Source organism: Sphingomonas sp. ABOLE, from assembly GCF_003950455.1.
Classification (GTDB): Bacteria; Pseudomonadota; Alphaproteobacteria; order Sphingomonadales; family Sphingomonadaceae; genus Sphingomonas; species Sphingomonas trueperi.
Window position 1 is genome coordinate 13,670 of sequence record NZ_QQWY01000020.1, and the last position, 20,159, is coordinate 33,828.

Consider the following 20,159-nt stretch of genomic DNA (forward strand, 5'->3'; position numbering starts at 1 on the left):
AAAGGGCGCACGTTCCCAGAAGGAAGTACGACCATGTCCGATACCCCCGAAACCAACAGCCTGCTCGTCACCGCCCGCGTCGACGGGCTCAAGGTGCGCAGCCGCGATGGCGATTCGCTGGGGCAGGTGCAGGCGTTCATGGTCGAGAAGGGCAGCGGGCGCACGCTCTATGCGGTGCTCAGCCTCGGCGGGTTCCTCGGCATGGGCAAGAGCTATTACCCCCTGCCCTTCGAGCTGATCTCCTACGATGCCACCGGCGACGACTATGTCGTCACGATCGATCGCCGCGTGCTCGAGGGCGGCCCGAGCTGGGCGAGCAACGCGCCCGAATTCACCCAGGCCTATGCCGATCGCGTTTCCAACTATTACGGCCTCTCCGCCGCACGGGTGGACCGCGTGCCGCTGGCGTGAGGGCTTAACCGGCGCAGACAGAGAGAAGAGCATTTCCTCCCCCGCCAGAGGGAGGGCAATCGCATGTGGCCAAGGACTCCCGTCATCCCGGCGGAAGCCGGGATCCATTGGCGCTGATGCCGCGGTTCTTTCCCCCGGCGCACAGGGCAATGGATCCCGGCTTCCGCCGGGATGACGATGGTTTTCGATGCACCGATATCCTTCGGGTTTAAATGCGAGAGCCCTGCCGCCAAGGGGAGGAAACGGCTTTCGGTTGCCCTTGCGCTTGAGCGCCCCTCCCGCTTGCGGGAGGCGAATTTGCAGGGCTCACCCGCGCCGGAGGCGTCTGGCGATGCGTTCGGCACCCGCTCGCCGCACCGCGCGCTTGGCCAGCGCCACCCCGCTGTCGAACCCCGCCAGCGCCGCCACCAGCGCCCGGTTGGCCAGCGTCGGGCGCAGCAGCATCAGGTCGACGCAGGCCACACCGCCGCTCGCCATCTGGCGCTTGTGCCGGCCCTCGCCCTCGGTGAAGTCGAACCAGGCGAAGCGGCCTTCGGCGAACAGGTCGCGCAGCGCCGCCAGCTGCAGCACCGCGCCGGGGGACAGCGCGGCAAGCTCCGGATCATGCCCGACATGGGCGTAGACCAGCGTGTCCCCCACCGCCGGGCAGCAGAGATAGGCCACCGGCCGCCCTTCCAGCAGCAGCAGCCACGCCCGCACCGCATCCGCCGCAGCCAACCGCTGCAGGTCGGCCAGGTCTTCCGGCAGTCCGGCCCCGAGCAACCGTTCCTGATAGGTCCGCGCCGAAAGCGCGCGGGCGAGCGGGTGGAACTGCGCCATCTCCGCCGGCGTGCGATAGCAGCGCACCTCGCCGCCGAGCCGCCTGGCCTTGCGCGTGAGGCCCTGCCGGGTGTTCGCCGAGAGCCCGGCGAACCAGGCGTCGAACTCCAGCGTCAGGTCGACGTAAAAGCGTGTGTAGCGTTGCCGGACGAACCCCAGCATCCCGCCGCCGAGCAGCGCGGCGCACTGCCCCTCGGGCAGCGAGGTCACCAGATAGCCCTGCGCCTCGGCCGGAAGCGGCGGCAGTGCGGGGGAGCCCCCCGCCCGCGCCTCGGCCAGCGTCCGCGGCACCCGCACCAGCCGTCGCCGCACCGACGCCAGCGTCCGCGCGCCCACCATGAACCGCAGCGGCACCGCCTGCGCTTCGCTCACCCCGCCCGCTCCTCGACGAGGTTGGACCAGAGCTGCTCGGCCTGGCGCAGCCGGGTGCGCAGCAGGCTGGGGGCGAGCGGCGCGTCGTCCTGGTCGAGCGCCAGCGCGGGCCGATCGGCGAAATGCGCGGTCGGCAGCACGTCGCGCCGCGCCGCGAGCATGGCGCACAGCGCCTCGAAGCGGCGGACATGCACGGCGTTGGGCCGCGTCCCCGCGCGGTTGGCGAGCTCGAAGCCATGGCTGACGATCGTCACCGCGGCATGGCGCTGCGCCACCGCATGGTCGAGCGCGGCGCGCATCTCGCGGGCCGAGAGCGCACAGATCTGGAAGTGGCGCAGCCGGCTGCCCGTATCGATCAGCGTCACCGGGACTTCGATCACCCCCTGGTGCCGCACCGGCGCGATCCGCCGCGGCGACAGGCCGATGCCGCTCGGCCAGGGGTGCTCGGAGCCGTTGTGGCTCGAATCATAGGCGAAGCCCGCCTCGGCCAGCGCGGCGAGCGTCGCGTCGTTGGCCGCATAGCTGCCGCCACGGAAGGCGATCGGCGCCGGTGCCCCCGCCTCGATCAGCAGCGCGCGGGCTTGGCGGAGCAGCGCGCGCTGCTCGTCGGCGGCGTAATCGACGAGGTCGAACCGCGCCGGCATCTTGGCGCGATCCGTCGCGCTCGCCCCGGTCCAGTTGGGGTGGAGGTGCAGCTGCACCTCCTGCCCGGCCGCGCGGATCGCCCGCACCACCGCGGCGATCGGCACCAGGCCATGGACCAGCGCGGGCATCGGATCGACGAAGAAGCACGCCTTGAGCCCATGCGCCGCCAGCCGCTCGAGCTGCCAGCCGACCCCCACCCCCGCCGGCTCGAACGAGCGCGCCGCCATCTCCGCCAGATCGAGCCCGGCGACGTGGTGGCGCCACATCAGCTCGGTATCGATCGTCAGGAAGACTTGGGTGGGCATGCAGGCGCGTCTCGCAAGCGTCCCGGAGACGGGGGACCATTGCCCCCGTCCTACCCCCGCCCGCGTGAACAAATGGCAAAGCCTAGGGCTTGATCCCGTAGCGGCCGAACTGCTCGTCGATGCGCGGCTCGATCATCCGCGCCGCGGCGAGATAGGCGTCGGCATCCCTGGCCTTGGTCCGCTTGCCGATTACCCCGCGCATGTAGAGGCTGGCGGACTGCTCGGGGTTGCCCTGCAGCGCCGCGTCGAGATCGGTCTGCGCCGCGTCGAGCTTGCCCATGCGGAAATAGACCATGGCGCGGCTGTCGAGGACCGCGGCGGCGCTGCTGCTCAGCTCGACCGCGCTGGTGCAATCCTGCAGCGCCTGCGGGATCGCGACATTGTGCGTCGCGCGGACCCAGCAGCGCAGATTGAGCAGCGCGGCGTTGCGCGGGGCGGCGGCGATCGCCTCGTCGAGCACGGCGACGGCATCGTCGACCTTCCCCCCCTCGGCGAGGAGATCGGCGAGCTGCACCTGCCAGCCGAGCTTCTTCTCGCCGCCCTGGTCGATCCGCGCCTCGATCAGCGCGCGCGCCTCGTCCAGCTGGCCGCGATCGCGCTTGAGCGTGGCGAGGAAGCCGGTGGCGCCGTCCGAATCGGGCTCCAGCTCCAACGCCGCCTGGACGTCGGCCAGCGCCTTGTCGTCCTGACGCAGCGCGTAATAGGCCTGGGCGCGGCGCACCAGGGTGTCGGCGGTAGGCGCGAGCTCGATCGCCTTGCCGAGGTCGGCGATCGCCCCCTCGCGCTCGTAGAGCGTCTCGTAGAACCAGGCGCGGTTGGTGTAGCCGTCGGGATCGTCGGGGGTGGCGGCGATCGCCTTGGCATAGGCCTCGAAGATCGGCTTGAGTCGGGTGCCCTGCTTGGCGGCGGTGACCGCTGCCCAGCGCGGCGGCAGATCGGCGGGGGCGACCAGCCGCAGCGGGTTCGCCTTGACCCGCGCCACCTCGGCACGCGCCGCCGGGATCTGCGCGGCGGGGACTTCCGCCAGCCCGGTGGTGGTGCGATCCTGCAGCGAGAGCCAGCCATCGGCCAGCGTCACCTTGCGCGCCAGCTGCATGCCCGCCACGGCAGCCGGCAGCGTCTGCTGGCCCTCCAGCGTGAAGCCGGTGCCGCCGTTGGGCAGCTGCCAGCGGCGCTCGACCCAGACGTCGCTCAGCGCCCCGCTGGTCGCCGGGATCGTCTTCCACGCCGTCCGCGCCCGGTTGGGGGCGAAGTTCAGCGACGCCGCCGTGGTATCGAGCGTCTCGCGGAAGCGGCCGCGGTCGAAATTCCAGTCCTGATAGGCGACGCCCGCCGCGCTGACCGTCACGGTGCCGCTGGCGGCGTCGTCCTCCATCTTCTGGTCGTAGCTGCTGTGATTGCCGATCACCGCGCTGATCTGCGGATCGAGGAAGGCGGCGAGCTTGTCCTTGTCGATCTGCGAGCGGGCGCCGCGCAGCGCCTCGGCCATCGCGCCGCTATAGACGATCCTGATCGTGTAGAGCTGCGGGAACGCGATGCCCGCAGTGGCGTCGAGCGTCACCGACACCTGCTGCGCCGGGCGCGCGGGCGGCCGCATCGGCATCGCCTCCAGCCCAGCCCCGGCGGCGCGGATCGGCAGCGCGGTCTTGAACGGCGGCACGTCGTCGAGATCCTCGGCGCGCGAGCCGCCCTGGGTGCCGTCCAGCCACAGCGTCTTCCCCGCGATGCTCGCGCGGACGATGACATGGTCGAACGCGCCCGGCGAAGGCAGCCGCGACTCCACGAGGTCGCCGAGGCCGCTGCTCACCAGCGCCGGCTCGGCCTCGATGTCGAGCGCGCGGAGCAGCGAGACGAGCAGCAGCGTCTTGGCCTTGCAGTCGCCATAGCGCAGCGACCAGGTATCAACCGGCGCCTGGGGCCGGTAATTGCCATTGTCCATGCCGCGGAACAGGTAGCGGACCTGATCCTGCACCAGCCGCAGCGCCAGCGCCGCGCGGGTGCGCGGGTCCTTGCTCGCAGCGGCGATGCGCGCGACTTCGCCCGCGAGCGGGCTGCCCGCGGGGATCGCGCCCTCGCTGCGATAATAGGGCGCCATGCCGCGCGAGATCGCCGCCCAGTCGGGGTAGCTGCTCAGCTCGACCATCGGCAGCGGCTTGTAGCGTGCGGGCGCGTCGTCGGGCAGTTCGGCGGGCTTGGGCGTGGGCAGCGTCAGGGTGAGTTCGCGCGTGCCGCCCGCGATCAGCTTGGCCTCCGCCTTGCTGCGCTCGGCCGATCCGACCACCCCGCCCGAATAGTCGCGCCACGCCAGCGGCACGCCGTCCTTCCACAGCACGCGCGCGCGGCCGAAGCCGAGCTTGGTCGGCGCCGGCACCATCGGCACCACGCTCATCATCTCCTTGCCGAGCACCGGGTCCTTGCGGGTGATCGAAAAGGCGATGTCGATCACGTCGCCGACGCGCAGCCCCTCCAGCGCCACGGTGGCGGTGAGCATGCCGTCGAGCGACGCCTGCTCCAGCTTCTGCTCGCGCTGGAGCACGGTGAAGCGGGTGCCCTTGGCGAGCAGGTCCACCCGCTCGCCCTTGCGCAGGATCTGCAGCTTGTGGACGATCAGGTCGCCCTTGGCCGGATCCCATTGCAGCGGCAGCGTGCCGCTCTGGGTGAGCATCTGCGGCGAGGCGATGCGGATCGCGCTCTCGAAATAGATCGCGACCTGGCCGTCCTCCAGCCGCTGCTGCTGGTCGAAGATCTGCAGCACGGGCGCGGCATCGTCGAGCTTGGCGGTGTCCACCGCCGGCGCGGGCAGCACCCAGGCGGGCGCCGGCTGGTAGAGCGGCTTGTCCCCGGCATGCGCCACCCCGGCCGTGGACAACAACACGGCCACCAACATTCGACGCCCCGGCATGCAACTCCCCCTCAAATCGAGGGGAGACAGTAGCGCATGCGGAACGACGCTCAAGTGCCCGTTACGAACGACGAGCCGTGGCAGCTATCGGCTGTGGTAGAAGTCGTACACCTGCTGTGCCACGCCCGCCGAGACGCCCGGCGCCTTCTGCAGATCCTCCAGGCTGGCGTTGCGCACCGCGCGCGCGGTGCCGAAGTGCATCAGCAGCGCCTTCTTCCGCGCCGGACCGATGCCCGGCACCTCGTCGAGCGGGCTCGCGCCGATCGCCTTGGCGCGCTTGTCGCGGTGCGCGCCGATGACGAAGCGGTGGACCTCGTCGCGCAGCCGCTGGAGGTAGAAGAGCAAGGGCGCGTTGACCGGCAGCATCCGCTCGCTGCCGTCCATCAGGTGGAACACCTCGCGGCCGTCGCGGCCATGGTGCGGACCCTTGGCGACGCCGACCATGCAGACATCCTCGATGCCCATTTCCTCGAGCACCGCCTTGGCGGCGTTGAGCTGGCCGCGGCCGCCGTCGAGCAGCACCAGGTCCGGCCAGTCACCCTGGCTGCGATCGGGGTCCTCGTCCTGCGCGCGGGCGAAGCGGCGGCTGAGCACCTCGCGCATCATCCCGTAATCGTCGCCGGCGATGGTCTCGGGGCGCTTGATGTTGAACTTGCGATACTGGCTCTTGCGGAAGCCCTCCGGCCCCGCGACGATCATCGCGCCCACCGCATTGGTGCCCTGGATATGGCTGTTGTCGTACACCTCGATGCGGTTCGGCGGCTCGGGCAGGTCGAACAGGTCGGCCATCTCGCGGAGCAGCTTGGTCTGGGTGGTGCTCTCGGCGAGGCGGCGGTCGAGCGCCTCCTCCGCATTGCGCCTGGCCTGGTCGAGCAGGCGGCGGCGGGTGCCGCGCTGGGGTACCGACAGCACCACCTTGTGCCCGGCGCGCTCGCCCATCGCCTCGGCGAGCAGTTCCGCCTCGGGCAGCTCGCGATCGACGAACACGTTCCGCGCCGGCGGCACCTCCTCGTAGAACTGCATCAGGAAGGCGGCGAGCACCTCGTCCTCGGGCACGTCCTGGGTGTGGCTGGGGAAGAAGCTGCGATGGCCCCAATTCTGGCCGCCGCGGATGAAGAAGGCCTCGATGCCGATCACGCCCGACTTGCACGCCTGCGCGAAGATGTCGGCATCGCCCACCCCTTCCGCGTTGATCGCCTGGCTGCCCTGGATGAAGGTGAGCGCCTTGAGCCGGTCGCGCAGGATCGCGGCCAGCTCGAAATCGAGATTCTCGGCCGCGGCCTGCATCTGCTCGCCGAGCTTGGCCTGCACCTTGGTCGACTTGCCCTGGAGGAAGTCGCGCGCGTCGTTGACCAGCTCGGCATAGCCGTCCTGGTCGATCCGGCCGACGCAGGGCGCCGAGCAGCGGCGGATCTGGTAGAGCAGGCACGGCCGGTCGCGGCTGGCGAAGAAGCCGTCGGTGCAGCTGCGCAGCAGGAACAGCTTCTGCAGCGCGTTGAGCGTCTTGCGGACCTGCCCGGCGCCTGCGAACGGCCCGAAATAATCGCCCTTGGCGCGCCTTGCGCCGCGATGGAGCTGGACGCGGGCGAAGTCGTGGTCCTGGCGCAGCAGGATGAACGGGAACGACTTGTCGTCGCGCAGCAGCACATTGTAGGGCGGCCGGTAGCGCTTGATCAGCTGCGCCTCGAGCAGCAGCGCCTCGGCCTCGTTGTTGGTGGTGACGATCGTCATCGAGCGGGTCTGCGCGACCATCCGCTGGAGCCGCTTCGACAGGCGGTTGACCTGGGTGTAGTTGGTCACCCGGTTCTTCAGCGCTTGCGCCTTGCCGACGTACAGCACGTCGCCGCGCGCATCCTGCATGCGATAGACGCCGGGGCGAATCGGCAGCGTCTGCAGCACGTTGCGGATCGCGGCGACGCCGGCCTCGAGGTCGGGCGTCTCGGCGCCGCGCACCGCGAAAGTGGCCTTTTCCTCGTTGAATCGCTCGGGGGAATTGGGGTCGTTCATTGCCGCCGATGTAGGCGCGGCGGCGGCGGATTGCCACGCGCAGGAACAGGAAAGGAAAAGGACCGGCGCGTTCCCCGCACCGGCCCCTTCCCCTCTCAACCCCTTGACGCTCAGAAGCGCAGGCTGATCGCCGCGTTGCCCGAATGCGCATCGGCATGGCCGAGGCCGGTATAGCGGTAGCGCAGGTCCACCGAGACGCCGCCGGTCAGGTTGGCGCTCAGGCCCGCTTCGGCGCGGAGCTGGGTGTCGCCGACCGAGACCGAGCGGGTATCGATCCGCGCGCCGACCAGCCGGGCCTGCAGCGACGTGCGGTTGTCGCCCAGCTGCTGCACCGCCATCGCCGAGACGAACGGACGGACCATGCTGCCCACCGCGCCATCGACGCGGGCGCCGGCGCGGCCGGTCCAGCCGGTACGGCCCTCGCCATCGAAGCGCAGCGCGGCGCTGCCGCCGGTCTCGCCGAACGCGTTCCGCTCGACGCGGTCATAGGCGATGCCCGCCACCGGCGTGACGCCCAGCGCGCCCAGATCGAAGCGGTGGCCCGCCTCGATGTCCGCGCCGAAGGAGAAGCCCTTGCCGTCGCCCTTCAGCGCCTCGACACCGCCGCCCAGCTGCACGTTGCGGCGGACGGTATAGTCGTCGACGTTGAAGTCGATCACACCGGTCACATAGTCCGGGCCCTTGTTCCACACGCCGTAGAGCGCGCCGCCATAGCCCTTGACCTTGGCGGTGCCGAGCGCGGTGGCGCGGGTGTCGACATCCTTGTAGCTGGCGGCGAGGCCGAGCACGAGGGTGTTGGTCGCCTGATGGTCGACGCCGAGCGTGTAGCCATAGCTGGTGGCGCGATAGCCGTTGCCGGTGGCGTCGGCGTCCACGTCGATCCGCTGGGCGTTGAACGCGCCCCACAGGCCGGTCTTGCGGGCGCCTTCGCCAGCCACGCCGCCGCGGCTGCGGACGCGCTGGACCATGGTGTCGCGCAGCGCTTGGTTGGCCTGGAACTGCGCCTCGATGGCATCGGCATGGAGGCCGCCGGCGAGCTGCTGGAAGCTGGTGCCGATCGCGCCGCCCGACAGCGTGGCGAGATTGGCGAACAGCGCGCCCGTGGTCCCTGCGGTGCGCACGCCCGCCGCCGGACGCGCCGCGTCGAGCGCGGTCGCCGCGGCGACGGCGTTCGAGCCTGCGCCGGTGGCGAGGTAGCGGGCATAGCTGTCCGGCGTCACCGCCAGCAGGATCGCCTTGCTGCCATAGATCACGTCGAAGCGGGTGTTCGCGGCGAGGCCTGCGCTCGGCTGGGTCAGCGCATCGAAGCTGCCGGTCACGCCGCCCTCGGCGGTGACGATCTCGAACGTCTGGCCCACGGTCGGCGTGAAGCTGTTGGTGGCATCGCCGGTGATGCCGCGCAGCTTCGGCGCCAGCGTGCCGGCGGCGGTGTACACGCTCGTCGCGCCGGTGAGCACCAGCGTGTCGTAATGGCCTGCGCCGACGCCTGCGGTGGTGCCGTCGACGTCGATCGAGAGCGTGCTGCCCGCCGCCTGGGTGACGCTGCCCGCCACGACCAGACGGCCCGGCGAATTGCCCGGCGCCAGCGTGCCGGAGACCTGCATGTTGCCCTGGACGGTGCCGTTGCCGCGCGCGGTACCCACCGCATCGACGAACACGTTGCCGGCGAAGGTCGAATCGAAGCTCATCGTGCCCTGCTCGACACAGGCGCCGATCGCGTTGCTCGCGTCGGACGCCAGCACCAGCAAGCCGCTGCCCTGCTTGATCAGGCAGTTGCCGCCCATGCTGCCGCCGGTGAGCCGCACCGTGCTCGCGCCGGTATCGATCACCCCGCCGCCGTTGCCGACCAGCACCGCCTGGGTAATGGTGAGGTTCGCGCCTGCCGCCAGCGTGCCGGCGTTCTCGAGCTTGATCGCGCCGCCGTCGCTGCCGATCGCTGCCTGGCTGGTCGCGATGACCTTGCCCTGGGTGACGTCGAGCGTCAGGCGCTGCGCGGTGCCCGCCAGGGTGAGCGTGCCCGCCCCCGACTTCACCAGCGAGCCGGTGCCGGCGAGGGTACCGGCGAAGGTACCGGCAGTCGCCTGGGCGAACTCGACCGTGGCGTTGTTGAAGATCGTGCCTTGCAGCGAGCTGGTGTCGCCCACCAGCTTGCCCGCCTCCACCGTGGTCCCGCCGGTATAGCTGTTCGCGCCGGTCAGCGTCAGCGTGCCGGTGCCGCTCTTGATCAGCGCGCCGGTGCCGGTGACGGCGCCGCCGAAGCTGCCGTCGCTTCCCTGCGCGAATTCCACCGCGCCGTCGTTGACGATGCTGCCGGTCAGCGAGCCCGTGTCGCCCACCAGCTTGCCCGCCGCCACCGTGGTCCCGCCGGTATAGCTGTTCGCGCCGGTCAGCGTCAGCGTGCCGGTGCCGCTCTTGATCAGCGCGCCGGTGCCGGTGACGGCGCCGCCGAAGCTGCCGTCGCTTCCCTGCGCGAATTCCACCGCGCCGTCGTTGACGATGCTGCCGGTCAGCGAGCCCGTGTCGCCCACCAGCTTGCCCGCCGCCACCGTGGTCCCGCCGGTATAGCTGTTCGCGCCGGTCAGCGTCAGCGTGCCGGTGCCGCTCTTGATCAGCGCGCCGGTGCCGGTGACGGCGCCGCCGAAGCTGCCGTCGCTTCCCTGCGCGAATTCCACCGCGCCGTCGTTGACGATGCTGCCGGTCAGCGAGCCCGTGTCGCCCACCAGCCTGCCCGCCGCCACCGTGGTCCCGCCGGTATAGCTGTTCGCGCCGGTCAGCGTCAGCGTGCCGGTGCCGGTCTTGGTGAGGCCGCCCGCGCCCGAAATGACGCCGGCCAGCGTCGCATTGGCGGTGGTGGTGTCGATCGTGCCGCCGGCGGGATCGATGGTCAGGTCGTTGCCCAGCGTCTGATCGGCCCCGAAGGTGATCTTGCCGCCCGAGAGCACCGGGTTGACGTTGCCCGCGACGACATCGCCCGCGGTCACGTCGGTCGCGATGTTGCCGCGGCCGCCGCCGGCGCTGGCGAGCGCCTTGCCGATGTCGGTTCCGAAGATGTAGGAATAGTCGATCACCGCGGAATTGCCGGCGAGCAGCGAGCCGAGGCTAAAGCCCAGGCCGATCGTGTTGTCGCCGTTGCCGACATCGGTGCCGGCGAGATAGGAGGCCGTGTCGGTCGTCCAGCCCGTCACCGCCGAGTTATGCGTATAGGCCGAGATGGTGTAGAGCCCGATGGCATATTTCGAGACCAGCGCCTCGGCATAGACGAGATCGTTCACCGAAACGGTGCCGTTCCCGCGGAAATTGTTGGTCATGGAGCTATCGCCGGCCGCCGCCACCGCGTCGGGATCGAGCGCCCGCGAGAAGGCGAGATCGGTCAGGTCGCTCAGCGCGGTGATGGTCGTGCGGATGCCGACCTGCTGGCTGGTCTTGTTGAAGAAATAGTCGTTCGTGATGGTGAACAGGCTGCCATAGGTACCCGTCCACACCGCGCGCTGGTCATAGGTGGTGCCGCCATAGGCGACGCCGTTGTAGCTGGTGAGCGAGCCGGTGAACGCCGCGCCTTGGCCGTTGTTGTTCACGATCGGTGCCAGGCCGTTCGCCGTGACCACGAACCCTTCGAACGGGCTGCCCGGCGTCAGATAGTCATAGGCCGTGTTGAACGTGCCCGAGCCCGAGCCATCGTACAGGATCCCAGGCGAGGTGTTGCCATCATAGCCCAGCGAGCCGATGCTGCCGTTGATGCCGACCTTGATGTAATCCCCGGCGAGGATCGTCGACTGCGCCTGCGCCGCCGCTGGCGCGAGCAGCCCGAGCGCTGCGGCCGCAACCGGCATCCCCAGCATGGTCGATGCGGCGAGAATGCCGCGGACACCACGAACCTTCTGCGCGACGACGCCCTGCGTCCGCGCACCTTCGACAATCTTCTGCATAACGCCCCTAAGCTAACCTGCACGTCCCGTGCGGCCGCCCGCCAAACCCTTCCCGCCGCCACAGGGCGCAGCTGTCCTCCCCCGCCGCATTTGCGGCCTGGTGACCATAGCCCGTTGAATCGTCGTGGAATTGCCCCGGCAAGCCCCGCACTTTCCTTATAGGAGACTTGCGCAAGCCGCCGTCATGGATCCGTAATTTTCGCGAAACCGGAGGCAGTTGGGAGCAGCTGCCGGCGGGCGATCGGCTGGAAGGCGACGCGGGAGAATCAGGGTGCGGCGGCCTCGTTCTCGAGCCGGTCGACCTCGGCTTCGATCCGCTGCATCGCCTGGTCCGCGCGGACCTTCACATTGGTCGCCCGGCTATGGTCGTCGGACGCGTGGCGCAGCGCGACCACGGCCACAAACGCAGCGAGCGCCAGTGCCACCAGGGCACCGGCGCTCAGCCAGCGATAGGATTTGGGTTCAGCCATCGCACGCCCTTAGCACGGGCGGCGTGGCAGGCCAGCTCAGTTGAGCCGGCCCAGCCCGGCGATGGTCTTGTCAACCAGCGCCTTGTCGGCCTCGGCGCCGTGCTTTTCCGCGATCACCGCGGCAGCGGCGGTCGTGGCGGCATCGGCGGCGCGGGCACGGATCGACTGGATCGCGGTGCGCTCGGCGGCGGCGATCTTGTCCTCGGCCATGCGGGTGCGGCGGGCGATCAGCTCGGCCGCATCGGCCTCCGCCTTGGCCTGCATCGCAGCCGCTTCGGCCTGGGCGTTGGCGACCACCGCCTTGGCGTCCGCATCGGCGGACGCGGTGCGGGCCTTGGCCTCGGCGAGCATCGCCTCGGCCTCTGCGCGCAGCTTCGACGCTTCGTCGAGCTGGGTGCGGATCTTGGAAATCTGCTTGTCGAGCATGGCGCCGATCATGCCCGGCACCTTGTTGACCAGGAGGATCACCACCACGACCAGCATGGACAGCGCCACGAAGCCGGGCGCGGTGATCACGCCGAACACCGCCGGCTCATGGTGCAGTTCCACGGTACCGACCTCGGCGTTTACGGAATGAGCTTGTTCAGCCATGGGCAAGCGCCGCCTTTACCTTCTGTTCGACGCTGGCGCGGTCGACCGCGACGCCCGAGACGCGGGCGACGATCGCCTCGACGGCCTCGACGGTCGCCGCTTCGATCTCGCCGATCGCCGCCTGCTCGCGCTCGGCGATCGAGCGGGTCGCGTCGGCCAGCCGTGCTTCATCGGCCGCGGTGGCGGCCTTGAGCTTGGCTTCGGCGGCGGTCGCCGCCTGCGCCTTGGCGCCGGCGGTCACCCGCAGCGCCTCGGCACGGGCAGCGTCCAGCCCCGCCTGATAGGCCTCGTCCGCAGCCTTGGCGGCGTCGCGCGCCGCTTCGGCTGCCGCGAGGTCGCCGCTGATGCGGGCGGAGCGATCTTCCATCGTCCGCTCGATCTTCGGGACCATCGCCTTGCCGATCCCGAAGTAGATCAGGGCAAATACGATCGCGAGCCAGAAGACCTGCGAGGCGTAGATCTCCGGGATCTGATCTAACTGCGGCATCGGCCGAGGCCTCCGTTCTGCTTACTTGACGACGAAGAGGATCAGGATCGCGACGACGAACGCGATCAGGCCCAGCAGTTCCGACGCGGCGAAACCGATGAACAGGCGACCCTGCTGGCCGTCCGCCGCACCCGGGTTGCGCAGCGCGCCTTCGAGGAACGAACCGAACACGTTGCCCACGCCGAGCGCGGCGAGGCCGATACCGATCGCAGCGAGGCCGGCACCGATGTACATTGCACCAAGATCAGTCATTTCTAGCTCCCTAGATAATTCGGTAAAAACGATAATTCGAAACGGATCGACTTAGTGCAGGTGCACCGCGTCGTGGAGATACAGCGAGGTCAGCAGCGCGAACACATAGGCCTGGATCGCGCAGACCAGCAGCTCAAGCGCGCTCACGCCGACGATCATCGCGAAGCTCAGCACGCCGACCAGCCCGCCCAGCGGCGTGCCGCTGGTGAAACCCTGGACGACGAAGCTGCCGAACACTTCGAGCAGGATGTGCCCGGCGGTCATCGCGACGAACAGTCGCAGGCCCAGCGAGAACGGACGCACCAGGAACGAGACGAGCTCGACCGGAATGATCACCGGCATCAGCCAACCCGGCGCGCCGTGCGGCACGAACAGCGAGAAGAACTTAAAGCCATGCTTGATCAGGCCGACCGCGAGGACGATGCCGAACGAGAAGAAGGCGAGCACCGCGGTGACGGTGATGTGGCTGGTCACCGCGAAGGTGTGCAGCCCCGGCAGCACCGCCAGCGGCAGCACGCCGACCAGGTTGGCGAACAGGATGAAGAAGAACAGCGAGAAGATGTACGGCGCGAACTTCTTGCCGCCCTTGCCGATGTTCACGTTGACCATCGAGTCGATGAACCCGACCGCGCCTTCCACCATTAGCTGCCACTTGCCCGGGATCAGCTTGCGCTGCAGGCCGCCCACCATGAAGAGGAACAGCAGCGCGGCGACCACGAACATGAACAGCGCCGAGTTGGTGAAGGAGATGTCATAGCCGAACAGGTCGATATGCCGGCCCAGTACGGGCTCGACCTTGAACTGCTCCATCGGATCGATTTTGCCGGCGCTCACTCTGCGCGCTCCTTCGAAATCTTGTAGATGTTGCGAAACGCCACGATCACGCTGAGCACCAGCAGGATCAGGAGCCCCCAGGGGCTCGTTCCCAGCCAGCTGTCCAGCGCGAAGCCGATCACCCCGCCGCCCAGCGGTGCGCCGATCAGTTCGGCGAGCACCCGCGAGCCCTGCTTATAGCCCTTTCCGGGCTTGCGCACCGGCGTCTGGCCCTCGCGCACCGCCGCCTTCGCATCGGCGATGCGACGGTCGAGGTCGGAACGGATAGGGTCGTCAGACAAAGCGAGCACGGCGATCCAGATATGAAAAAGCCGCCGCGCATCGGGCGGGCGACAAACAACATCGCCAGCCGATGGCCGCGACGTACGGGCGCTTTAGGAAGACCAATCGACCGAGTCAACCGTTGCAGCATGCTGCGCTTCATTGCCGATTCATGCGCCAGCGCGGTCTTCGCAGCCGCAGAAATCCGCCAATTACCTCCGTTGCGGTGCAACAGGTTGCCGTGCGAGCGATGCAGGGGCGCCCTATTCGTTCCGGCGGATTGCAGGGCTTCCCCCGTCCCTGCATAGTCGCGGCGATGTCCGACGAGGCTCCCGACAACAGCGGCCACCGCGCGCGCCTGCGCAAACGCCTGTTCGAGGGCGGGCCGGAGGCGCTGCTCGATCACGAACTGGTCGAATATCTGCTGGCGCTGACCATCCCGCGCAAGGACACCAAGCCGCTCGCCAAGACGCTGCTCAAGGAGTTCGGCGGCCTGCCCGGGCTGCTCGCCGCCGATGCCGAGGCGATGCTGCGGATCGAGGGCGTCAAGGACACCCAGATCGCCGCACTCAAGGCGGTGCACGCCGCCGCGCTGCGGCTGCTCCAGGCGCGGGTGCGCGAACAGCCGGTGCTGGCCAACTGGCAGGCGCTGCTCGACTATCTGCGCGCCGATATGGCCCCGCATGCGATCGAGCGGGTGCGCGTATTACACCTCAACACCCGCAACATGCTGATCCGCGACGAGCTGATGAACGAAGGCTCGATCGACGAGGCGCCGCTCTACGTCCGCCAGGTGATCGCCCGCGCGCTGCACCTGGGCTCGGCGGCGCTGATCCTGGTCCACAACCACCCTTCGGGCGACCCGAGCCCGAGCCGCGCCGACATCGACGTGACGCGCAGGGTGGCCGAGGCGGGCAAGCCGCTCGGCATCGTGGTGCACGACCACATCATCATCGGCAGCGAAGGCCATGCCAGCCTAAGGGCGAAGGGGCTGATTTAGGGGAGTCGGAAGACGCTCAAGGGCAGAGTGTATCCTCCCCCTGGCGGGCAGGGCTATCGCATTTGAACCCGAAGGATATCGGTACATCGAAAACCATCGTCATCCCGGCGGAAGCCGGGATCCATTGCCCTGTGCGCTGGGGGAAAGAACCGTGGCATCAGCGCCAATGGATCCCGGCTTCCGCCGGGATGACGGGAGTCCTTGGCCATATGCGATTGCTCTCCCCGCCAGGGGGAGGTGGCCCGCGCCAGCGGGTCGGAGGGGGAGGAAGCACGACGGTCCGAGAGGTTCCGCCCCCCCCTCCGTCGCCTTCGGCGCCACCTCTCCCTGGCGGGGGAGGAAACGCTATGGGCTCCCGCCCTTACTTCTTCCGCTTGAAGTCCACCGACACGACGTTCGAGCCGTCCTCGGCGGGCTTGGCCACCGGGCCGTCGCCGTCATTCTCGGCGTCGTCATGCTCGTGCGGTTCGGGGCCCTCGGGGCCTTCGGTCGCCTGGAAGCGCAGCTCGAAATTCACCGCCGGATCGTGGAAGCCGGTGATCGCCGCGAACGGGATCGTCAGGATCGACGGGATCTGGTTGAAGCTGAGCCCCACCGAGAATTTCCGGTCGTCCACCGTCAGGTCCCAGTAGCGGTGCTGGAGGACGATGGTCATCTCGTCCGGGAACCGCTCCATCAGCCGCTGCGGGATGTCGACCCCGGGCGCCTGCGTCTTGAAGGTGATGTAGAAATGATGCGCGCCCGGCAGGCCGCCCGACTGCGCCACCGAGCCGAGCACACGGCCCACCACGGCGCGCAGGGCTTCCTGCACGATCTCGTCATACGGAATCAAACTATCGGGCACGGTGCCGTTCATGCTCCCTTGGGTAGCGGCTGAAAATATCGGGTCAAGATTGCATGCGTCGCTATCAGCGTTATGTGCACCCTCATGCGCACCGCGACGATCCGCCGGAAGACCAGCGAAACCTCGATCGACGTCACCGTCAACCTCGACGGCACCGGCGTCTATACCATCCATACGGGCATCGGATTCTTCGATCACATGCTCGAGCAGCTGAGCCGCCACTCGCTGATCGACATGGACGTCAAGACCGTGGGCGACCTCCATATCGACCAGCACCACACGGTGGAGGACACCGGGCTGGCGATCGGCGAGGCGATCGCCAAGGCGCTGGGCGACAAGAAGGGCATCCGCCGCTATGCCGACGCGCTCTCGCCGATGGACGAGACGCTGACCCGCGTCGCGATCGACATTTCCGGCCGCCCCTATCTCGTGTGGAAGACCGAATTCTCGCAGAAGAAGCTCGGCGAGATGGACACCGAGATGTTCGAGCATTGGTTCCACAGCTTCGCCCAGACCGCAGGGCTGACGCTGCACGTCGAGACTTTGTACGGCAGCAACAACCACCATATCGCCGAAGCCGCGTTCAAGGGCCTGGCCCGTGCGCTGCGCGAGGCGGTGGAGATCGATCCGCGCAAGGCGGATGCCATCCCGTCGACCAAGGGAGTGCTGTGATGATCCTCGTGCTGCTGACCTACAAGGTGGACATTTCGGAGATCGACGCGCTGCGCCCGGCGCATGTCGACTGGCTCAAGCAGGGCGTCGCCGACGGGCGGCTGCTGGTCGCGGGCCGCAAGGTGCCGGTGACCGGCGGCTTCTTCATGGCGCGCGGGTCGCTCGAAGAAGTGCAGGCCTGGGCGGCGGGCGATCCCTTCGCGACGGCAGGCGCGGCCGAATATGCGTTCATCGAAGTCGCCCCGAGCATCCTCGCACCGGGGCTGGAAGCGCTCGGCCAGTGACGGTCGCGCTGATCGATTACGGCGCGGGCAACCTCCATTCGGTGCACAATGCGCTGAAGGCGGCGGGTGCTGCCGACATCGCGGTGACCGCGGACCCGGCGGTGGTGCTGGGCGCGGACCGGGTGGTGCTGCCCGGCGTCGGCGCGTTCGGCGCCTGCGCCTCGGGCCTGCGCGCGCTGCCGGGCATGATCGAGGCGCTGGAGACCCGCGTGCTGCGCGATGCGGTGCCGTTCCTCGGCGTGTGCGTCGGCATGCAGCTGCTCGCGACGACTGGCGAGGAGCTCGGCAGCCATGCCGGGCTTGGCTGGATCCCCGGCACCGTCCGCCAGCTGCCCGCGAGCCCCGAGCTGCGCGTCCCGCACATGGGCTGGAACGACGTGGTGCCGGTGGCCGACCACCCGCTGATCGAGCGCGGCGAGGCCTATTTCCTCCACAGCTTCGCGTTTGACGGCGACGCGGTGCTCGCGACCACCGAGCATGGCGGCCCGGTGACCGCCGCGATCGGCCGCGACAACATCGTCGGCCTGCAGTTCCACCCCGAGAAGAGCCAGCGCTACGGCATCGCGCTGCTCGAACGATTCCTCGCCTGGAAGCCCTAAGATCCCCATGACCCTGCACATCTTCCCCGCCATCGATCTCAAGGCCGGCCAGGTCGTCCGCCTGGCCGAAGGCGACATGGCGCGCGCCACCGTCTATGGCGACGACCCCGCCGCCCAGGCAGCGCTGTTCGCCGAGGCCGGCGCCGAGTGGCTGCACGTCGTCGACCTCGACGGCGCGTTCGCGGGCGAATCGGTCAATGGCCTCGCGGTGGCCAACATCCTCGCCCGGACGCCGAGCAAGGTGCAGCTCGGCGGCGGCATCCGGAACCATGAATCGATCAGCCGCTGGCTCGACATGGGCGTGACCCGCGTCGTGATCGGCACCGCCGCGCTGGAGAACCCGGACCTCGTCCGCGAAGCCGCCCGCGCGCATCCCGGCCAGATCGTCGTCGCGGTGGACGCCCGCGACGGCATGGTCGCGACGCATGGCTGGGCCGATGTGTCGGACGTGAGCGTCGTCGATCTCGCCCGCCGCTTCGAGGACGCGGGCGTCGCCGCGCTGCTCTTCACCGATGTCGGCCGCGACGGACTGCTCAAGGGCTGCAATGTCGAGGCGACCGTGGCGCTCGCCCGCGCCGTGTCGATCCCGGTGATCGCCAGCGGCGGCGTCACCGACATCCACGACATCCATGCGCTGCGCACCCATGTCGACGACGGCATCGAAGGCGTGATCTCGGGCCGCGCGCTCTATGACGGCCGGCTCGACCTCGCCGAGGCGATCGAGGCGGGGCGATGACCGTCCGCGCCCGCGTCATCCCCTGCCTCGACGTGGCGAACGGCCGCGTGGTCAAGGGCGTCAACTTCGTCGAGCTGCGCGACGCCGGCGATCCGGTCGAGCAGGCCCGCGCCTATGACGCCGCGGGCGCCGACGAGCTGTGCTTCCTCGACATCACCGCCAGCCACGAGGCGCGCGGCACGATCCTCGACGTGGTGCGCCGCACCGCCGAGGTGTGCTTCATGCCGCTCACCGTCGGCGGCGGCGTGCGCAGCGTCGAGGATGCCCGCGCGCTGCTGCTGGCCGGCGCCGACAAGGTCGCGGTGAACAGCGCCGCAGTGTCGCGACCGGAAGTGGTGGCGGAAATCGCCGACCGCATGGGCAGCCAGTGCGTCGTCGCCTCGGTCGACGCGCGGCGGACCGGCGACGGGCGCTGGGAAGTGTTCACCCATGGCGGCCGCCGCGCCACCGGCATCGACGCGGTCGAGCATGCGCTGCGCCTCGCCGAACTGGGCGCAGGCGAGTTGCTCGTCACCTCGATGGACCGCGACGGCACCCGCGACGGCTATGACCTGGCGCTGATCCGCACCATCGCCGACCAGGTGACGGTGCCGGTGGTCGCCTCGGGCGGCGTCGGCGGGCTGGACGATCTGGTCGCGGGCATCCGCGACGGCCATGCCTCGGCGGTGCTCGCGGCGTCGATCTTCCACTTCGGCCAGGCGACCATCGCCGAGGCGCATGCCGCGCTGGCGGCAGCGGGGATACCGGTAAGGGGGTAGTTTTGGCTGCCGACCGGCGAAGCGCCAGTTGCAGCTCGCCTGTCTGCTGCTAAGTTCTGGTTGTGAGCCGGATAGCATCCTCAGCCCATCCCGTCTTTCTTGGGCTGAGCACACTCTTCCTGTTAGCCCTGGCGGGTTGCAGCTATGCATATCCGATAGATGTTGATTTCGTGGGCGGCGAAATCATCTTCAGCGTAAAAGACCGTAATTCCGGTTGCCTCAATCACTTTGAGGTTACCAGTGAAACGGGCGATCTCATGTGGAGCTTCGACAAACCCCTGAAACATTCAGACTGTCGCAGCAACTTTCCTCTAAAATATGGCGCAACGCCGGGAGATGCCACGGGTTCTACGCCCGCGAAGAAGCTGACGCCGAATGTCCGATATTACGTCTATGCAACGGACGGCGACACCTATTACGGAAGCTTTCGATTTAGGCGCGTACTCTCTATGCAAAGCAATCCGGAAAAAGGGCGCGAGGGGCCAAATTTCTTTAGCGTAACGGATAACGCACGATAAAAGAAGCTGAGGCAACTCTGGCCACTACCCGCCCTTTGGACCGTGGCTACGGCACTTGCTCTACACCGCCGTCGGCCGGCTGAGCACATACCACGCGCACCCCAGCATCGCCGCCGCTACCCCGACCGCCAGCCAGGGCCCCGGCCGTGCGCCCCAGGCGAACAGGCCGTAGCCGAGCGCCATGCCCGCGCAGGCCATCGCCTTGCCCTTGCGCGAGATCGCGCCCTGTTCGCGCCAGGCGACCAGCGTGGGCCCGAATCGCGGATGGTCGAGCAGCCAGGCCTCCAGCCGCGGCGAGGAGCGGGCGAAGCAGCCGGCGGCTAGGATCAGGAAGATCGTCGTCGGCAGCAGCGGCAGCATCGCGCCGATGAAGCCAAGCGCGACGAACACGAAACCCAGCACCAGCCACAAGGGTCGTGAGAGCCGCTCGTGCCCTGCCCCCGATTCGCGTTCCTGCACCATCGTC

At 69.0% G+C, this 20,159-nt stretch carries 21 protein-coding genes; 8 read left to right on the plus strand and 13 right to left on the minus strand.

Annotated elements, in window-relative coordinates; all coding sequences use genetic code 11:
• Positions 1 to 33 precede the first annotated feature (33 nt).
• The gene (locus tag CA234_RS13650; RefSeq protein WP_126001945.1) at positions 34 to 411 is read left to right on the plus strand and encodes a PRC-barrel domain-containing protein; all 378 of its coding nucleotides are present in this window, start codon (positions 34 to 36) and stop codon (positions 409 to 411) included.
• A gap of 306 nt (positions 412 to 717) precedes the next feature.
• On the opposite strand, the gene CA234_RS13655 is transcribed toward CA234_RS13650, so the two are convergent.
• From CA234_RS13655 to CA234_RS13705, 11 genes are all read right to left on the minus strand, one after another.
• The gene (locus CA234_RS13655; RefSeq protein ID WP_241213496.1) at positions 718 to 1,602 is read right to left on the minus strand and encodes a GNAT family N-acetyltransferase; all 885 of its coding nucleotides are present in this window, start codon (positions 1,600 to 1,602) and stop codon (positions 718 to 720) included.
• The gene (locus tag CA234_RS13660) at positions 1,599 to 2,552 is read right to left on the minus strand and encodes a polysaccharide deacetylase (RefSeq protein ID WP_126001946.1); all 954 of its coding nucleotides are present in this window, start codon (positions 2,550 to 2,552) and stop codon (positions 1,599 to 1,601) included. Before CA234_RS13660 ends, CA234_RS13655 begins: the two co-directional genes overlap by 4 nt.
• 82 nt (positions 2,553 to 2,634) lie before the next feature.
• Positions 2,635 to 5,439 (minus strand): DUF3857 domain-containing protein, encoded by a 2,805-nt coding sequence (locus tag CA234_RS13665; RefSeq protein ID WP_241213497.1) that lies wholly within the window; start codon positions 5,437 to 5,439, stop codon positions 2,635 to 2,637.
• Between the two features lie 99 nt (positions 5,440 to 5,538).
• Positions 5,539 to 7,461, minus strand: a complete 1,923-nt coding sequence (uvrC, locus tag CA234_RS13670) for an excinuclease ABC subunit UvrC (protein WP_126001948.1) — start codon at positions 7,459 to 7,461, stop codon at positions 5,539 to 5,541.
• A 110-nt stretch (positions 7,462 to 7,571) separates the two neighbouring features.
• Positions 7,572 to 11,387, minus strand: coding sequence for an autotransporter outer membrane beta-barrel domain-containing protein (locus tag CA234_RS13675; RefSeq protein ID WP_126001949.1), 3,816 nt, complete (start codon positions 11,385 to 11,387; stop codon positions 7,572 to 7,574).
• Positions 11,388 to 11,653: 266 nt separating this feature from the next.
• On the minus strand, positions 11,654 to 11,857 hold the full coding sequence (locus CA234_RS13680; protein WP_126001950.1) for a hypothetical protein: 204 nt from the start codon (positions 11,855 to 11,857) through the stop codon (positions 11,654 to 11,656).
• A gap of 36 nt (positions 11,858 to 11,893) precedes the next feature.
• Positions 11,894 to 12,448, minus strand: coding sequence for a hypothetical protein (locus CA234_RS13685; RefSeq protein WP_126001951.1), 555 nt, complete (start codon positions 12,446 to 12,448; stop codon positions 11,894 to 11,896).
• Complete coding sequence (locus tag CA234_RS13690; RefSeq protein WP_125974067.1) at positions 12,441 to 12,935, minus strand: ATPase; 495 nt, start codon at positions 12,933 to 12,935, stop codon at positions 12,441 to 12,443. The genes CA234_RS13685 and CA234_RS13690 overlap by 8 nt, the downstream gene beginning before the upstream one ends.
• A 21-nt stretch (positions 12,936 to 12,956) precedes the next feature.
• Positions 12,957 to 13,169: a F0F1 ATP synthase subunit C gene (locus tag CA234_RS13695; protein WP_010544368.1), complete on the minus strand. Its 213-nt coding sequence runs from the start codon at positions 13,167 to 13,169 to the stop codon at positions 12,957 to 12,959.
• Positions 13,170 to 13,238: 69 nt separating this feature from the next.
• A complete protein-coding gene (locus CA234_RS13700; RefSeq protein ID WP_206431199.1) occupies positions 13,239 to 13,997 on the minus strand; it encodes a F0F1 ATP synthase subunit A in 759 nt (252 codons plus the stop codon).
• 20 nt (positions 13,998 to 14,017) lie between these two features.
• Positions 14,018 to 14,302: an AtpZ/AtpI family protein gene (locus CA234_RS13705; protein ID WP_126001952.1), complete on the minus strand. Its 285-nt coding sequence runs from the start codon at positions 14,300 to 14,302 to the stop codon at positions 14,018 to 14,020.
• 296 nt (positions 14,303 to 14,598) lie between these two features.
• Here CA234_RS13705 and radC point away from each other — a divergent pair, with 296 nt between their 5' ends.
• Complete coding sequence (radC, locus tag CA234_RS13710) at positions 14,599 to 15,282, plus strand: DNA repair protein RadC (protein ID WP_125974072.1); 684 nt, start codon at positions 14,599 to 14,601, stop codon at positions 15,280 to 15,282.
• Positions 15,283 to 15,643: 361 nt separating this feature from the next.
• Here radC and CA234_RS13715 read toward each other — a convergent pair whose 3' ends face one another.
• Positions 15,644 to 16,138 (minus strand): ClpXP protease specificity-enhancing factor SspB, encoded by a 495-nt coding sequence (locus CA234_RS13715; RefSeq protein WP_125974074.1) that lies wholly within the window; start codon positions 16,136 to 16,138, stop codon positions 15,644 to 15,646.
• A 72-nt stretch (positions 16,139 to 16,210) separates the two neighbouring features.
• Here CA234_RS13715 and hisB point away from each other — a divergent pair, with 72 nt between their 5' ends.
• From hisB to CA234_RS13745, 6 genes are all read left to right on the plus strand, one after another.
• On the plus strand, positions 16,211 to 16,798 hold the full coding sequence (gene hisB, locus CA234_RS13720; RefSeq protein WP_116470859.1) for an imidazoleglycerol-phosphate dehydratase HisB: 588 nt from the start codon (positions 16,211 to 16,213) through the stop codon (positions 16,796 to 16,798).
• Positions 16,798 to 17,082, plus strand: coding sequence for a YciI family protein (locus CA234_RS13725; protein ID WP_125974076.1), 285 nt, complete (start codon positions 16,798 to 16,800; stop codon positions 17,080 to 17,082). Before hisB ends, CA234_RS13725 begins: the two co-directional genes overlap by 1 nt.
• Complete coding sequence (gene hisH, locus CA234_RS13730; protein WP_125974078.1) at positions 17,079 to 17,681, plus strand: imidazole glycerol phosphate synthase subunit HisH; 603 nt, start codon at positions 17,079 to 17,081, stop codon at positions 17,679 to 17,681. The genes CA234_RS13725 and hisH overlap by 4 nt, the downstream gene beginning before the upstream one ends.
• Before the next feature lie 7 nt (positions 17,682 to 17,688).
• Positions 17,689 to 18,417: a 1-(5-phosphoribosyl)-5-[(5-phosphoribosylamino)methylideneamino]imidazole-4-carboxamide isomerase gene (hisA, locus tag CA234_RS13735; protein ID WP_125974080.1), complete on the plus strand. Its 729-nt coding sequence runs from the start codon at positions 17,689 to 17,691 to the stop codon at positions 18,415 to 18,417.
• Positions 18,414 to 19,175 carry an imidazole glycerol phosphate synthase subunit HisF gene (gene hisF / locus CA234_RS13740; protein WP_126001953.1) on the plus strand — a complete coding sequence of 254 codons (762 nt, stop codon included), beginning with the start codon at positions 18,414 to 18,416 and terminating at the stop codon, positions 19,173 to 19,175. The genes hisA and hisF overlap by 4 nt, the downstream gene beginning before the upstream one ends.
• Positions 19,176 to 19,345: 170 nt before the next feature.
• Positions 19,346 to 19,693 (plus strand): hypothetical protein, encoded by a 348-nt coding sequence (locus CA234_RS13745; protein WP_126001954.1) that lies wholly within the window; start codon positions 19,346 to 19,348, stop codon positions 19,691 to 19,693.
• Between the two features lie 60 nt (positions 19,694 to 19,753).
• Here CA234_RS13745 and CA234_RS13750 read toward each other — a convergent pair whose 3' ends face one another.
• Positions 19,754 to 20,155, minus strand: coding sequence for a YbaN family protein (locus CA234_RS13750; protein ID WP_126001974.1), 402 nt, complete (start codon positions 20,153 to 20,155; stop codon positions 19,754 to 19,756).
• Between the last annotated feature and the right edge of the window lie 4 nt (positions 20,156 to 20,159).

Excerpts from the sequence above, each read along its gene's own strand:
- CA234_RS13695 (WP_010544368.1), bottom strand. The coding sequence starts at position 13,169 with ATGTACATCGGTGCCGGCCTCGCTGCGATCGGTATCGGCCTCGCCGCG.
- CA234_RS13685 (WP_126001951.1), bottom strand. The coding sequence starts at position 12,448 with ATGGCTGAACAAGCTCATTCCGTAAACGCCGAGGTCGGTACCGTGGAA.
- radC (WP_125974072.1), top strand. The coding sequence starts at position 14,599 with ATGTCCGACGAGGCTCCCGACAACAGCGGCCACCGCGCGCGCCTGCGC.
- CA234_RS13665 (WP_241213497.1), bottom strand. The coding sequence starts at position 5,439 with ATGTTGGTGGCCGTGTTGTTGTCCACGGCCGGGGTGGCGCATGCCGGG.
- CA234_RS13675 (WP_126001949.1), bottom strand. The coding sequence starts at position 11,387 with ATGCAGAAGATTGTCGAAGGTGCGCGGACGCAGGGCGTCGTCGCGCAG.
- CA234_RS13680 (WP_126001950.1), bottom strand. The coding sequence starts at position 11,857 with ATGGCTGAACCCAAATCCTATCGCTGGCTGAGCGCCGGTGCCCTGGTG.
- hisA (WP_125974080.1), top strand. The coding sequence starts at position 17,689 with ATGACCCTGCACATCTTCCCCGCCATCGATCTCAAGGCCGGCCAGGTC.
- CA234_RS13715 (WP_125974074.1), bottom strand. The coding sequence starts at position 16,138 with ATGAACGGCACCGTGCCCGATAGTTTGATTCCGTATGACGAGATCGTG.
- CA234_RS13660 (WP_126001946.1), bottom strand. The coding sequence starts at position 2,552 with ATGCCCACCCAAGTCTTCCTGACGATCGATACCGAGCTGATGTGGCGC.
- CA234_RS13700 (WP_206431199.1), bottom strand. The coding sequence starts at position 13,997 with ATGGAGCAGTTCAAGGTCGAGCCCGTACTGGGCCGGCATATCGACCTG.
- hisF (WP_126001953.1), top strand. The coding sequence starts at position 18,414 with ATGACCGTCCGCGCCCGCGTCATCCCCTGCCTCGACGTGGCGAACGGC.
- hisB (WP_116470859.1), top strand. The coding sequence starts at position 16,211 with ATGCGCACCGCGACGATCCGCCGGAAGACCAGCGAAACCTCGATCGAC.
- CA234_RS13690 (WP_125974067.1), bottom strand. The coding sequence starts at position 12,935 with ATGCCGCAGTTAGATCAGATCCCGGAGATCTACGCCTCGCAGGTCTTC.
- CA234_RS13650 (WP_126001945.1), top strand. The coding sequence starts at position 34 with ATGTCCGATACCCCCGAAACCAACAGCCTGCTCGTCACCGCCCGCGTC.
- uvrC (WP_126001948.1), bottom strand. The coding sequence starts at position 7,461 with ATGAACGACCCCAATTCCCCCGAGCGATTCAACGAGGAAAAGGCCACT.
- CA234_RS13725 (WP_125974076.1), top strand. The coding sequence starts at position 16,798 with ATGATCCTCGTGCTGCTGACCTACAAGGTGGACATTTCGGAGATCGAC.
- CA234_RS13750 (WP_126001974.1), bottom strand. The coding sequence starts at position 20,155 with ATGGTGCAGGAACGCGAATCGGGGGCAGGGCACGAGCGGCTCTCACGA.